The sequence below is a fragment of the Streptomyces sp. NPDC007808 genome (genome assembly GCF_042868655.1).
Taxonomy (GTDB): Bacteria; Actinomycetota; Actinomycetes; order Streptomycetales; family Streptomycetaceae; genus Streptomyces.
Map to the genome: position 1 here is coordinate 650,632 of NZ_JBIAEQ010000002.1, position 12,835 is coordinate 663,466.

Annotated in this window: 14 protein-coding genes; 8 read left to right on the top strand and 6 right to left on the bottom strand. The window is 71.8% G+C overall.

Annotated elements, in window-relative coordinates:
* Positions 1-11: 11 nt before the first annotated feature.
* Positions 12-350 carry a P-II family nitrogen regulator gene (locus ACFYNL_RS09205; RefSeq protein WP_388799063.1) on the bottom strand — a complete coding sequence of 113 codons (339 nt, stop codon included), beginning with the start codon at positions 348-350 and terminating at the stop codon, positions 12-14.
* Between the two features lie 198 nt (positions 351-548).
* On the opposite strand from ACFYNL_RS09205, the gene era reads away from it, so the two are divergent.
* From era to ACFYNL_RS09235, 6 genes are all read left to right on the top strand, one after another.
* Positions 549-1,508, top strand: a complete 960-nt coding sequence (era, locus tag ACFYNL_RS09210) for a GTPase Era (protein ID WP_388799066.1) — start codon at positions 549-551, stop codon at positions 1,506-1,508.
* A gap of 153 nt (positions 1,509-1,661) precedes the next feature.
* A complete protein-coding gene (locus ACFYNL_RS09215; protein WP_388799069.1) occupies positions 1,662-2,729 on the top strand; it encodes a PhoH family protein in 1,068 nt (355 codons plus the stop codon).
* A 15-nt stretch (positions 2,730-2,744) separates the two neighbouring features.
* On the top strand, positions 2,745-3,242 hold the full coding sequence (ybeY, locus tag ACFYNL_RS09220; RefSeq protein ID WP_004001382.1) for an rRNA maturation RNase YbeY: 498 nt from the start codon (positions 2,745-2,747) through the stop codon (positions 3,240-3,242).
* Entirely contained in the window at positions 3,239-4,549 is a 1,311-nt protein-coding gene (locus ACFYNL_RS09225; protein ID WP_388799073.1) for a hemolysin family protein, read from the top strand. Before ybeY ends, ACFYNL_RS09225 begins: the two co-directional genes overlap by 4 nt.
* The gene (locus ACFYNL_RS09230; protein WP_388799075.1) at positions 4,546-4,905 is read left to right on the top strand and encodes an MmcQ/YjbR family DNA-binding protein; all 360 of its coding nucleotides are present in this window, start codon (positions 4,546-4,548) and stop codon (positions 4,903-4,905) included. Before ACFYNL_RS09225 ends, ACFYNL_RS09230 begins: the two co-directional genes overlap by 4 nt.
* Positions 4,906-5,074: 169 nt before the next feature.
* On the top strand, positions 5,075-5,428 hold the full coding sequence (locus ACFYNL_RS09235) for a cytidine deaminase (RefSeq protein ID WP_388799078.1): 354 nt from the start codon (positions 5,075-5,077) through the stop codon (positions 5,426-5,428).
* 28 nt (positions 5,429-5,456) lie between these two features.
* Here ACFYNL_RS09235 and ACFYNL_RS09240 read toward each other — a convergent pair whose 3' ends face one another.
* Positions 5,457-5,840: a nuclear transport factor 2 family protein gene (locus ACFYNL_RS09240; protein ID WP_388799081.1), complete on the bottom strand. Its 384-nt coding sequence runs from the start codon at positions 5,838-5,840 to the stop codon at positions 5,457-5,459.
* Positions 5,841-5,951: 111 nt separating this feature from the next.
* Between ACFYNL_RS09240 and ACFYNL_RS09245 the strand changes: the two genes are divergently transcribed.
* Positions 5,952-6,749 carry a VOC family protein gene (locus ACFYNL_RS09245; RefSeq protein WP_388799084.1) on the top strand — a complete coding sequence of 266 codons (798 nt, stop codon included), beginning with the start codon at positions 5,952-5,954 and terminating at the stop codon, positions 6,747-6,749.
* Positions 6,750-6,791: 42 nt separating this feature from the next.
* On the opposite strand, the gene ACFYNL_RS09250 is transcribed toward ACFYNL_RS09245, so the two are convergent.
* Together ACFYNL_RS09250 and ACFYNL_RS09255 are read right to left on the bottom strand one after the other, a co-directional pair.
* Positions 6,792-7,895, bottom strand: a complete 1,104-nt coding sequence (locus ACFYNL_RS09250; protein ID WP_388800562.1) for a carbohydrate kinase family protein — start codon at positions 7,893-7,895, stop codon at positions 6,792-6,794.
* Positions 7,896-8,120: 225 nt separating this feature from the next.
* A complete protein-coding gene (locus ACFYNL_RS09255) occupies positions 8,121-9,410 on the bottom strand; it encodes a glucarate dehydratase family protein (protein WP_388799087.1) in 1,290 nt (429 codons plus the stop codon).
* 268 nt (positions 9,411-9,678) lie between these two features.
* Between ACFYNL_RS09255 and ACFYNL_RS09260 the strand changes: the two genes are divergently transcribed.
* On the top strand, positions 9,679-10,911 hold the full coding sequence (locus ACFYNL_RS09260) for an MFS transporter (RefSeq protein WP_388799090.1): 1,233 nt from the start codon (positions 9,679-9,681) through the stop codon (positions 10,909-10,911).
* A 4-nt stretch (positions 10,912-10,915) separates the two neighbouring features.
* Here the strand turns inward: ACFYNL_RS09260 and ACFYNL_RS09265 are convergent, their stop codons facing one another.
* Positions 10,916-11,908 (bottom strand): adenosine deaminase, encoded by a 993-nt coding sequence (locus ACFYNL_RS09265; RefSeq protein WP_388799093.1) that lies wholly within the window; start codon positions 11,906-11,908, stop codon positions 10,916-10,918.
* 20 nt (positions 11,909-11,928) lie between these two features.
* On the bottom strand, positions 11,929-12,834 hold the full coding sequence (locus ACFYNL_RS09270) for a ribonuclease Z (protein ID WP_388799096.1): 906 nt from the start codon (positions 12,832-12,834) through the stop codon (positions 11,929-11,931).
* Position 12,835: the final 1 nt, after the last annotated feature.

A 12,835-nucleotide genomic window follows, 5' to 3' on the forward strand; every position in this document is an offset into this window, starting at 1 on the left:
CCGGGCGCGATCTACAGCGCGTCCGGCCCGCGCTCGCCCGTCCGCACGCGTACGACCGTCTCGACGGGCAGCGCCCAGACCTTGCCGTCACCGATCTTGCCCGTCCGGGCCGCCTTCACGATCGCGTCGATGACGCCGTCCGCCGCCGCGTCCTCGACGACGACCTCGATCCGCACCTTCGGCACCAGGTCGACCTGGTACTCGGCGCCGCGGTACACCTCGGTGTGGCCGCGCTGCCGGCCGTAGCCGCTCGCCTCGGTCACGGTCAGACCGTGCACGCCGAGTGCCTGGAGGGCGGTCTTGACCTCGTCGAGCCGGTAGGGCTTGACGATCGCGGTGATCAGCTTCATGCCTGCTTCTTGACCTTCTGGGCGGCGCGGACGGAGGAGGAGAGGGACGAGGTGACCCGGGCGCCGTGGCCCCAGGACCCCGTGATCGTAGGCGCTCCGGGCGTGCGCCGTAAGGTCCGGGCCGGTGCGCTCCCGCTCCCCGGCCGAAGGCCCCTCGCCCTGTTCGCGTGTACGACCGGGCTCCGTGGATCAGGGAGAATGGGCGCCATGAGCGTTCGCAGCAAGTCATCCGAGCCGTCCGAGGCCCTCCACCGCGCCGGCTTCGCCTGCTTCGTGGGCCGTCCCAACGCGGGCAAGTCCACGCTCACGAATGCTCTGGTCGGCAAGAAGGTGGCGATCACCGCGGACCAGCCGCAGACGACGCGGCACACGGTGCGGGGCATCGTGCACCGGCCCGACGCCCAGCTGATCCTGGTGGACACCCCCGGCCTGCACAAGCCGCGCACGCTGCTCGGCGAGCGACTCAACGACGTCGTCCGCACGACCTGGGCCGAGGTCGACGTGATCGGCTTCTGCCTGCCGGCGAACGAGAAGCTCGGCCCCGGTGACCGCTTCATCGCGAAGGAACTCGCGTCGATCAAGAAGACGCCGAAGATCGCGATCGTCACGAAGACCGACCTCGTGGACGGCAAGCGGCTCGCGGAGCAGCTCATCGCGATCGACCAGCTCGGCAAGGAGCTGGGGTTCGAGTGGGCGGAGATCGTGCCGGTGTCGGCGGTCGGTGACAAGCAGGTGGGCCTGCTGGCCGACCTGATCGTCCCGCTGCTGCCGGAGGGTCCCGCCCTCTACCCCGACGGCGAGCTGACCGACGAGCCCGAGCAGGTCATGATCGCCGAACTCATCCGCGAGGCCGCCCTCGAAGGCGTCCGGGACGAGCTCCCCCACTCCATCGCCGTCGTGGTGGAGGAGATGCTCCCGCGCGAGGACCGCCCCGCCGACAAGCCCCTCCTCGACATCCACGCCTTCGTCTACATCGAGCGTCCCAGCCAGAAGGGCATCATCATCGGCCCCAAGGGCAAGCGCCTGAAGGACGTCGGCATCAAGTCCCGCAAGCAGATCGAGGCGCTGCTGGGCACGCCGGTGTTCCTGGACCTGCATGTGAAGGTGGCCAAGGACTGGCAGCGCGATCCCCGGCAGCTGCGCAAGCTGGGCTTCTGAGTTCTCCTCGCCCCGCCCCCGGACGGGGTGCCCACGGGGAGCGGAAAAGCCCTACGGCGTTGTCACTCCCCCGGCGTACCCTGGAATCGCCAGGCCGCCCATGGGGCGCAGGAGTCGTTTCGAGGAGGACGAGCAAGGCCACAGAGCCGGCCCATGACTCAGACACCCACAGCTCACACACCCGCGCAGGGGCAGGCGAGAGCACAGTTCACCGTCCCCGCCCAGCACCCCATGGTGACCGTGCTGGGGTCCGGCGACTCCCTGCTGCGCGTGATCGAGAAGGCCTTCCCGGCGGCCGACATCCACGTCCGGGGCAACGAGATCAGCGCGGTCGGCGACGCCGCTGAAGTCGCACTCATCCAGCGCCTGTTCGACGAGATGATGCTGGTGCTCCGCACCGGACAGCCGATGACGGAGGACGCAGTGGAACGCTCGATCGCCATGCTCAGAGCGAGTGAGAACGGGGAGGGGGCGCAGGAGACCCCGGCCGAGGTCCTCACCCAGAACATCCTCTCCTCACGCGGCCGCACGATCCGCCCCAAGACGCTCAACCAGAAGCGCTACGTCGACGCCATCGACAAGCACACGATCGTCTTCGGCATCGGGCCCGCCGGTACCGGCAAGACCTACCTCGCCATGGCCAAGGCGGTGCAGGCCCTGCAGTCCAAGCAGGTCAACCGCATCATCCTGACCCGCCCGGCGGTCGAGGCCGGCGAGCGGCTGGGCTTCCTGCCCGGGACGCTGTACGAGAAGATCGACCCGTACCTGCGGCCGCTGTACGACGCGCTGCACGACATGCTCGACCCCGACTCCATCCCGAGGCTCATGGCCGCCGGGACCATCGAGGTCGCGCCGCTGGCGTACATGCGCGGCCGTACGCTCAACGACGCCTTCATCATTCTCGACGAGGCCCAGAACACCAGCCCCGAGCAGATGAAGATGTTCCTGACCCGTCTCGGGTTCGACTCGAAGATAGTCATCACCGGTGACGTCACCCAGGTCGACCTCCCGGACGGCACCAAGTCCGGCCTGCGGCAGGTTCAGGACATCCTGGACGGCGTCGAGGACGTCCACTTCTCCCGGCTGTCCTCGCACGATGTCGTCCGGCACAAGCTGGTCGGCCGTATCGTCGACGCGTACGAGAAGTACGACACCAAGCACGGCACCCAGAACGGCTCGCACAAGGGCCGCGGCGGCAAGGCCGGGCACAAGGGGAAGTAGAGAACACGCACGACCATGTCGATCGACGTCAACAACGAGTCCGGCACCGAGGTCGATGAGCAGGCGATCCTCGACATCGCCCGCTACGCGCTCGCACGGATGCGCATCCACCCGCTCTCCGAGCTCTCGGTGATCGTCGTGGACGCCGACGCCATGGAGCAGCTGCACATCCAGTGGATGGACCTGCCCGGCCCGACCGATGTCATGTCCTTCCCGATGGACGAGCTGCGCCCGCCCTCCAAGGACGACGACGAGCCCCCGCAGGGGCTCCTCGGGGACATCGTGCTGTGCCCCGAGGTCGCCGCCAAGCAGGGCGCCGAAGCGCCCACGCAGCACTCCATGGACGAGGAACTCCAGCTGCTCACCGTCCATGGCGTGCTGCACCTGCTCGGGTACGACCACGAGGAACCGGACGAGAAGGCCGAGATGTTCGGCCTGCAGGCCGCCATCGTGGACGGCTGGCGCACGGAGAAGGGGCTGACCGGCCCCTCCCCCGCGCCGACCGTGTCATGAGCCTCCCCCTCGTCGCCGGCGCGATCGCCCTGGTGGTCGTGGCCTGGCTCGCCGCCTGCGCGGAGGCGGGCCTGGCACGCGTCTCCAGCTTCCGTGCCGAGGAGGCCGTACGCGGCGGCCGGCGCGGCAGCGAGAAGCTCGCGCTGGTCGCGGCCGACCCGACGCGCTATCTGAACGTTGCGCTGCTGGTGCGCGTGGCCTGCGAGATGGCCGCCGCCGCGCTCGTCACCTACGCCTGTCTGCAGGAGTTCCCGAGCACGACCGAGGCCCTGCTGATCGCGATCGCGGTCATGGTGCTGGTGTCGTACGTCGCGGTGGGTGTCTCGCCGCGCACCATCGGCCGTCAGCATCCGCTGAACACGGCGACGGCGGCGGCGTACGTGCTGCTGCCGCTCGCGCGGATCATGGGCCCGATCCCGTATCTGCTGATCCTCATCGGCAACGCCCTGACTCCCGGCAAGGGCTTCCGCCGCGGCCCGTTCGCCTCGGAGGCGGAGCTGCGGGCGCTGGTCGACCTCGCCGAGAAGGAGTCGCTGATCGAGGACGAGGAGCGCCGCATGGTGCACTCGGTCTTCGAGCTGGGCGACACGCTGGTGCGCGAGGTGATGGTGCCGCGCACCGACCTCGTCGTCATCGAGCGGTACAAGACCATCCGCCAGGCCCTCACCCTCGCCCTGCGTTCCGGGTTCTCGCGTATCCCGGTGGTCGGGGAGAGCGAGGACGACGTGGTGGGGATCGTGTATCTGAAGGACCTGGCCCGCAAGACGCACATCAGCCGGGACGCGGAGAGCGAGCTGGTGTCGACGGCGATGCGGCCCGCGTTCTTCGTGCCCGACACCAAGAACGCCGGTGACCTGCTGCGCGAGATGCAGAAGGAGCGCAACCACGTCGCCGTCGTCATCGACGAGTACGGCGGCACCGCCGGCATCGTCACCATCGAGGACATCCTGGAGGAGATCGTCGGCGAGATCACCGACGAGTACGACCGCGAGCTGCCGCCGGTGGAGGAGCTGGGCGAGGACCGCTACCGGGTCACCGCCCGCCTGGACATCACCGACCTCGGTGAGCTGTACGGCCTCGACGAGTACGACGACGAGGACGTGGAGACGGTCGGCGGTCTGCTGGCGAAGGCGCTCGGCCGGGTGCCGATCGCCGGGGCGTCGTCCGTGGTCGGGCTGCCGGACGGCCGCGAGCTGCGGCTGACGGCGGAGGCGGCGGCCGGCCGCCGGAACAAGATCGTGACCGTGCTGGTGGAGCCGGTGGCCCCGGTGCCGGCACCGCAGGAGCAGGAGGCGAAGGCGGAGTGAGCCCCGAGGAGCTGCGCGCCTTCTGCCTGTCCTTCAACGCGGCGGTCGAGGACTTCCCCTTCAACCCGGACATCTCCGTCTTCAAGGTCCAGGGCAAGATGTTCGCCCTCAGCTGGATGGACGCCCGTCCCCTCACCGTCAACCTCAAGTGCGACCCGGAGGACGCGGTCCGGCTGCGCGGCGAGCACCCCGGGCTGATCGTGCCGGGCTACCACATGAACAAGCGGCACTGGAACACCGTCACGGTGGACGGCGAGCTCCCGGACCGGCTGGTCCGGGAGCTCGTCGAGGACTCGTACGACCTTGTCGTGGCCGGGCTACCGCGAGCCGACCGGCTCCGCCTCGACCGCCCCTGAGCCGGCTGTCCACCGGGTGCGCGGGCCGAGGGCGGTCAGCGCGGCACACACCGCTGGGCGAGGCGAACACGGCGGCGAAGCCTCGGTGGCCGGCGTCGCCGGAGGGGCGGCGCGGGGCGATGTACCCCGTGGCCGGTCAGGGCGCGCGGCGCTCCGTATGCTCAAGGTCATGACCGACAACAGCGCGCTCGACCCCGAGGACCGCAAGATCGTCACCCTGGCCCGTTCCGCACGGGCTCGCAACGGCGTGCCCGAGGGCGCTGCCGTGCGGGACGACACCGGCCGTACGTATGTCGCCGGGACCGTCGCCCTGGACTCCCTGAAGCTGAGCGCGCTGCAGACGGCGGTGGCGATGGCGGTGGCCTCGGGGGCGACGTCGCTGGAGGCGGCGGCGGTCGTGACGGAGGCGGAGGGCGCCACGGAGCAGGACCGTGCGGCGGTGCGGGACCTCGGCGGGCCGGGGACGCCGGTGCTGGTGGCGGGGCCGGACGGGGCGGTGCGCGCCACGGTGACGGCGGGCTGAGGCCCGCACGTCGGCGGCGGCGCGGCGGTCAGGTCCCGGCCGCCGCCGTGATGTGGCTCAGCACGCACAGCCAGCGGTCCTCGCACCGTACGAACACGTCGGTCGTCCATTCGTCGGCGTCGAAGCGTTCGCCCCGGTAGTGGGCGGTGTTCGTCACGCGAGCCGTCACCACCGCGGTGTCGCCGTGGACCCGGATCCTGGGCTCGCCGACGAGCTGGAACGCCGAGTGGCTCAGGTCCCCGGACTCGACGAGCGCGAGGAACTGCTCCCTGGTGGAGATGCCGGACTCGGAGACGATGACCCAGTCGTCGGCCATGAAATCGCCGATGCGTACGGGGTCGTCGGAGACCATCGCCGCCGCCCAGTCGTGCGCCGCGGCGGCGAGCCGGGCCGCGCTCGGGTCGTCGCTCATGGCCGGATGGTAACCAGCGCGGGCCCGCCCGTCGCCCCGGGCGGACCCGACGGGCGCGTGGCGGTGCCGGGTGTCAGGCTGGGGTCGTACGGTCTGCGAAAGGGCATCGTCATGATCACCACTGAGCCCACTCCCGGCGCCCCCTGCTGGCTCGACCTCGGCGCGCCCGACGTCCCGGCCGCCGCCTCCTTCTACGGCTCGGTGCTCGGCTGGGAGTACGAGCCGATGGGTGACGCGGAGGGCTTCGAGGGCGGCATGTTCAAGAAGGACGGCAAGACGGTCGCCGGACTCGGCAAGCTCACCGAGGAGGGCGCGCGCTCGGCGTGGATGATCTACTACCGGGTCACCGACGCGGACGCCACGACCCAGGCCGTGGAGCGCGCGGGCGGCACCGTGCGGGTGGCACCGATGGATCTGGACGACTGGGGCCGGATGGCGCAGTACAGCGATCCGCTGGGCGGCCAGTTCGCCGTGTGGCAGCCGGGCAAGGACACGGGCATCGAGCTGGCGGACGAGGCGGGCTCGCTGTCGTGGACGGAGCTGATGACGAGCGACGCCGCGGGCGCGAAGGACTTCTACGGCGGTCTGTTCGGCTGGCAGTTCAGCGACATGGAGCTGCCGGGCGGCGGGGGGACGTACACGCTGATCACGCCTGCCGGGCTGCCCGAGGAGCGCATGCAGGGCGGCCTGATGCAACTGCCGAAGGAGCAGCTGGAGCTGACGAACGGGCGGCCGTACTGGCACCCGGTCTTCCACGTCACCGACTGCGACGCCACGGTCGCCCAGGTCACCGGCAACGGCGGCAGTGTGCAGATGGGACCGCAGGACGCGGAGGGCGTGGGGCGGCTGGCCGTCTGCCTCGACCCGTCGAAGGCGGACTTCGTGGTGCTGACGCCTGCCGACAGCTGACGCCTGCCGAGAGCCCGACCGGGCGCCTGCGGGACGGCGCTCTCAGGCAGACCTGCGGAACCCGATCGTCGGCACCGCCCGCCGCAGCGGCCACGGCCTCGCCGCTTCCTCCTGCGGCACCACGTCGGCCAGGAAGGCGTACCGGCGCAGGGCTTCGGGATGCTGCCGGTCGAGGGACCGGACCTTGCGCCACCAGGCGCCGATCTCGGCCCAGCCCGGAGCGGAGAGGGAGCCCCCGAACTCCTGGACGGAGAGGGCCGCCGTGAGTCCGGCGAAGGCGAGCCGGTCGGCCAGGGGCCAGTCGGCGAGCGTGCCGGCGACGAAGCCGGCCACGAACACGTCACCGGCACCGGTCGGGTCCAGGGCCTCCACGGCGATCGCGGGGACCACGGCCGTCTCGCCGGTCCGGCCGTCCACCGCGTAGGCGCCCTCCGCGCCGAGGGTGACCACCGCGACCGGGACGTGGGCGGTCAGGGCGTGGGCGGCCTCGCGGGGGTTGTCGGCCCCGGTGTACCGCATCGCCTCCTGCGCGTTCGGCAGGAACGCCTCGCAGTGCTCCAGGTCGGCCAGTCCCGCCAGGTCCCAGGCGCCCGTGTCGTCCCAGCCGACGTCGGCGAAGATCCGGGTGCCCTTGCTCGCGGCCTGCGCGATCCACGGGGCGCGCGTGCCCGGCACCAGCGAGGCCACCGCGGCCCGTGCGTGCGGCGGGCAGTCCGGCGCCGGCTCCTCCGGGGGCGGTTCGTGGCCGTGGGACACCATCGTGCGCTCCCCCTCGTAGGCCATGGAGACGGTGACCGGGGAGTGCCATCCGGGCACCGTGCGCGACGACGAGAGGTCGATGCCCTCGCCGTGCTCCAGGGCGTCCCAGCAGTACTCGCCGTAGTGGTCGTCGCCGAAGGCCGCCGCGAGCGACGTCCTGAGGCCGAGGCGGGCCAGGGCCGTCGCCATGTTCGCCACGCCGCCGGGGCTCGACCCCATGCCACGCGCCCAGGACTCGGTGCCGCGCACGGGGGCCGAGTCGAGGCCGGTGAAGATGATGTCGAGGAAGACGGTCCCGGTGAGGTACACGTCCCAGGGCGGGTCGGCGGGTGTGCGCAGTCCGGCGAGGGGGTCGACCTGGGCCCGGCGGTGGGGCCCCGCTGCCATGGACGACCCCTGGGGCGAGCGTCCCTTTCCGGTGGGCGCGGTGGGCGTGGTCACGGTGCGCTCCCTGACGTGGTGCTGATCTGGCCAGTGTGCACCACGCCACCGACAACGCCACCGCACCAGCGGTGACACCGCCACCGCGCCGCCACCGCGCCGCCACCGCGCACCGGTGGCACCTCCGCCTTCCCGTCGGGCTTCCTGCTCGAAGCGGTGGCGCCGGGCCCGCTACCAGCGAGGCGCGGAAGGCGTGACCCAGCCGGGCTCGGCGACCCGCATGGCTGCCGCGTCGTCGCGGTCGCGCAGCGAGCCGTCGTCGTCGAGCCACCGCTGGTGCAGTTCCGCCAGCCGTTCCCGGTCCAGTTCGACGCCGAGCCCGGGAGCGTCCGGTACGGCGACCCGGCCGCCGTCGAAGGTGAGGCGTTCGGTGAGGACGTCCTCGGCCTGCCAGGGGTAGTGGGTGTCGCAGGCGTGGTGGAGGTCCGGCACGGTCGACGCCACGTGGGTCATCGCGGCCAGGGAGACGCCCAGGTGGGTGTTGGAGTGCATCGACACCCCGACGCCGAAGGTGCGGCAGATCGCCGCCAGGTGCAGGGTGTTGCGCAGCCCGCCCCAGTAGTGGTGGTCGGAGAGGACGACCTGCACGGCGTCCTCGGCGAACGCCTCCTCGATCTCCGCGAACGTCGTCACGCACATGTTGGTCGCCAGCGGCACCCCCGTCCGCGCGGCCACCTCCGCCATCCCGGCCGTTCCCGGGGTCGGGTCCTCCAGGTACTCCAGGACGTCCCCGAGCTCCCGGGCCACCCTCAGCGAGGTCTCCACGGACCAGGCACCGTTGGGGTCGAGCCGCAGCGGGTGACCGGGGAAGGCGTCCGCGAGCGCCCGTACGGCCGCGATCTCCTCGTCGGGCGGGAAGACCCCGCCCTTGAGCTTGAAGGAGGTGAACCCGTACCGCTCCTTGAACCTCCGTGCCTGCTCGACGATCCCGGCCGGGTCGACGGCGGCGCCCCAGTCGTCCCTCTCGGCACGCACACCCTCGGGATGGCCGGCCCACTTGTAGAACAGGTAGGCGCTGTACTCGACCGCGTCCCGCACCTTGCCGCCGAGCAGCGCGTGCACGGGCAGTCCGAGCGCCTTGCCGAGGGCGTCGAGGCAGGCGACCTCGAAGCCGGAGACGACGGACAGCCGCAGCTTGTCGGCGGTCTGGACGCCTCGCAGCCCGCCCACGTCGGCCTGTCCCAGGACCCGGGACCGGTCGACGGCCACCTCGTCCACGAGCGGGAACAGGCCGTTGAGGTCGGCGGCCCGGCGTCCGACGAGTCGCGAGGCCAACGGCCGGGCCAGCTCCAGGTACTGGGTGTCCCCGTACGTCTCCCCGACGCCCGTGGTCCCGTCGGCCGTCACGACCTCCACGATCAGGCGGGGTGTGTACGGCTGGTGGACGCCCTGGGTGTTCAGCAGCGGGGGGTCGGCGACGAGGATCGGGGTCAGGCGTACGTCCGCGATGGTGAGGTTCACAGGGCGGCTCCCACGAGGTCCGGGCCGACGGTGAGCAGGGTCCTGAGCTCGGCCAAGTCGGCTGCTGACGGGTCGGTGAGCGGGGCGCGGACGCGCTCTTCTACCCCCCTGACCACACCCCAAACAGAACGTGCCACAGATCACACCGCTCGAACTTCTGCACGCGTCCCCCCGCTTGATACAAATTGCCCGCGCGTTCCTGTCCGTCGACGGCCTGCGCCTCTCCCCCTTTTCTGTGCCGCTCCTTTCGCATGCCCTGGGAACGCCCGTGTTCGCCCCCCGCACCACCGCCTGGCCCCTCGTCGCCCTTTTCACGGCCGGGTACCTCGCCCCCTATCTGCTGCCGACGGTCGTCGGCAGGCTCGACTCCGGGCTTCCGCTCTCCCCCACCCAGGCGGGCGCCACCGGCAGCGCCCTGCTGCTGAGTTCGGCGTCGGCCGGTTTCCTGCTGGCCTCGCGGGTCGAACGCCTCGGGGCGCGGCGGCTGGCCCGGACCGGGCTCGTCCTCGCGTTCCTCGGCTACGGCACGGCGGCGCTCGCGCAGCCCGTGTGGGCCGTCGTGCCGAGCGTGCTCGTCGGCGGCTTCGGATCCGGTACGGCCACCGCGGTCGCCGCCACCCGGATCGCCGCCCAGCCGGACCCCCACCGGACCACCGCGCTCGGCCTGCTCAGCGTCTCGGCCCTCGCCGGTGCCGTGTATCTGACGGTCCCCCACCTCGGCCCCGGTCACGGCCTCCCGCTCGCCGCGATCGCCCTCACCGCGCTCGCCGTATGGCCGTCGACGGCCCGGCTCGCCACTGCCGGCACCCCTTCGCGGCAGGGCTGGGCCAGCTCTCGCCTCCCCCACCGCCGGCCCGGTACGACCCTTGCCGCCTGCATGCTGTTCTGGTCCCTCGCCCAGAACTCCCTCTGGGGCGTCAGCGGCCGGATCGGCCTGACGCAGGCGCATCTGACGGAGGCCACGGTCGGCGTGGTGTTCGCCGTGGCGCTCGGCGCCGGGCTGCTCGGCGTCACGGGGGCGGGCGCGCTCGGCCCGCGCCTGGGTCGCGCACTGCCGGTCGGCGCGGGCACGGTCCTCATCGCGGCCTGCATCGCGCTCAGCGCCTCCGCCACCGATCTGACGACCTTCGCGACCGGCGAGATCGCCTGGAACGCGCTCTACCCGATCGTCCTGTCGTACGTCATCGGGCTCGCCGCCTCCCTCGACCCCCGCGGCCGCTGGGCGGTGCTCGTCGGCTCGGCGTCGGCGCTGGGCACGGCGGCCGGTCCGCTGACCGGGAGCGTGCTGTCGGCGCAGGCCGGGTTCCCGGTCATGGGCGCGGTCCTGGCGGCCGGGTTGCTGGTCGTCGCCGTGCCGATGACGGCGGTGGCGCTGGGCCGCAGGGCCCCGGCGACCGTCGAGGTCACGGAGGGCGTGGAGGCCGTCGAGATCGTCGAGATCCCGCTGGACACCGCCGCGGCCGGCCCGGCGGCACCCGGCCGCCTCACTCCCGCCAGCTGAACGGCTACGGGAAGGCGTAGGCCGCCACCTCGGCCAGGTACCGCGCCCGCAGCTCCTCGTCGTCCTCCAGGAAGGAGGCGAGGAAGGAGTTGCGGGCGAGCTCGCGGAGCCGTTCGTCGCTCAGGCCCAGGGTGCGGCGTACGGCGTCGAAGTTGTCGCCGGCGTACCCGCCGAAGTAGGCCGGGTCGTCGGAGTTGACCGTGCACATCAGCCCGGCGTCGAGCATCGCGGGCAGCGGGTGGTCGGCGAGCGTGTCGACGGTGCGCAGCCGGACGTTCGACAGCGGGCACAGTGTCAGCGGCACCCGCTCCCGCACCAGCCGCTCGACCAGCGCCGGGTCCTCCATGCACCGCAGCCCGTGGTCGACGCGCTCGACACCGAGGACGTCGAGGGCCTCGGTGATGTAGGCGGGCGGGCCCTCCTCGCCGGCGTGCGCGACCCGTCGCAGGCCGAGGGCGGCGGCGGCCTCGTAGACCTCGCGGAACTTCGCCGGCGGGTGGCCGACCTCGGCGGAGTCCAGGCCGACGCCGATGATCCGGTCGAGGTAGGGCTCGGCCGCCCGCAGCGTCTCCATGGCGGACTCGGCGGAGTCGTCGCGCAGGAAGCACATGATGAGCCGGGTGGAGATCCCGTGGTCGGCCGCACTGCTGCCCAGCGCCCGCCACAGCCCCTCGACGACCGTGCCCAGCTCCAGCCCGCGCTTGGTGTGCGCCTGCGGGTCGAAGAAGATCTCCGCGTGCCGTACGCCCTGGGCGGCGGCGCGGGCGAGGTAGGCGTGCGCGAGGTCCGCGAAGTCCTGTTCGGTGCGCAGGACGGCCACGAGCTCGTAGTACAGGTTCAGGAAGGACTGCAGGTCCTCGAACTGATAGGCCTTGCGCAGCTCTTCGGTGTCGGCGTAGGGCAGCTCGACGCCGTTGCGGTCGGCCAGTTCGAAGGCGAGCTCGGGTTCGAGGGTGCCTTCGATGTGGAGGTGCAGTTCTGCTTTGGGGACGGACATCAAAGCATCGTACGGCGGTGTCACCGACGTTTCGGTAGCGGCACCCGCAGCAGGTCGTGGGCGACCGTCAACTCCCCGTCGAAACCGGCGTCCCGCGCCTGCCGCTCGAAATCGTCCGGCTCGGTGTAGCGCTGGCTGAAGTGGGTGAGCACGAGATGCCGTACACCGCTTTCGAGCGCGACGCGGGCGGCCTGACCGGCGGTCAGGTGACCGTGCTCCGCAGCCAGTTGGGCGTCCTCGTCCAGGAAGGTCGACTCGATGACGAGCATGTCGCAGCCGTCGGCGAGGGTGTACACCCCGTCGCACAGCCGGGTGTCCATCACGAACGCGAACCGCTGCCCGCGCCGGATCTCGCTCACGTCGTCGAGCGAGACTCCGCCCAGGACCCCTTCGCGCTGGAGACGCCCGACGTCCGGGCCCTCGATGCCGTGCGCGGCGAGCCGTTCGGGGAGCATGCGGCGCCCGTCGGGCTCGACGAGGCGGTAGCCGTACGACTCGACCGGGTGGGACAGCCGGGTGGCCTGAAGCGTGTAGCCGCCGGTGTCGACGAGCACGCCGTCGGCGTCGACCGGCGCCTGGGTGAGGGCGACGGTCTCGCGGTAGGCGGTGGCGTAGCGCAGCCGGTCGAAGAAACGCTGCCCGGAGAGCGGGTAGTGGGCGGTGACGGGGTGCGGGACCTTGTCGAGGTTGATCCGCTGGATGACCCCGGCGAGCCCCAGCGAATGGTCACCGTGGAAATGGGTGACACAGATCCGGTTCAGGTCGTGCGCGGCCACCCCGGCCCGCAGCATCTGGCGCTGGGTGCCCTCGCCGGGATCGAAGAGGATGCCCTCCCCGTCCCACCGCAGCAGGTAGCCGTTGTGGTTGCGGTGCCGGGTCGGGACCTGGCTCGCGGTGCCGAGGACGACGAGTTCACGTACGGACACG

Bases quoted from the DNA above. Each gene is read 5' to 3' on its own strand.
- ACFYNL_RS09205 (WP_388799063.1), bottom strand. From the start codon at position 350: ATGAAGCTGATCACCGCGATCGTCAAGCCCTACCGGCTCGACGAGGTC.
- era (WP_388799066.1), top strand. From the start codon at position 549: ATGGGCGCCATGAGCGTTCGCAGCAAGTCATCCGAGCCGTCCGAGGCC.
- ACFYNL_RS09215 (WP_388799069.1), top strand. From the start codon at position 1,662: ATGACTCAGACACCCACAGCTCACACACCCGCGCAGGGGCAGGCGAGA.
- ybeY (WP_004001382.1), top strand. From the start codon at position 2,745: ATGTCGATCGACGTCAACAACGAGTCCGGCACCGAGGTCGATGAGCAG.
- ACFYNL_RS09225 (WP_388799073.1), top strand. From the start codon at position 3,239: ATGAGCCTCCCCCTCGTCGCCGGCGCGATCGCCCTGGTGGTCGTGGCC.
- ACFYNL_RS09235 (WP_388799078.1), top strand. From the start codon at position 5,075: ATGACCGACAACAGCGCGCTCGACCCCGAGGACCGCAAGATCGTCACC.
- ACFYNL_RS09240 (WP_388799081.1), bottom strand. From the start codon at position 5,840: ATGAGCGACGACCCGAGCGCGGCCCGGCTCGCCGCCGCGGCGCACGAC.
- ACFYNL_RS09245 (WP_388799084.1), top strand. From the start codon at position 5,952: ATGATCACCACTGAGCCCACTCCCGGCGCCCCCTGCTGGCTCGACCTC.
- ACFYNL_RS09250 (WP_388800562.1), bottom strand. From the start codon at position 7,895: ATGGCAGCGGGGCCCCACCGCCGGGCCCAGGTCGACCCCCTCGCCGGA.
- ACFYNL_RS09265 (WP_388799093.1), bottom strand. From the start codon at position 11,908: ATGTCCGTCCCCAAAGCAGAACTGCACCTCCACATCGAAGGCACCCTC.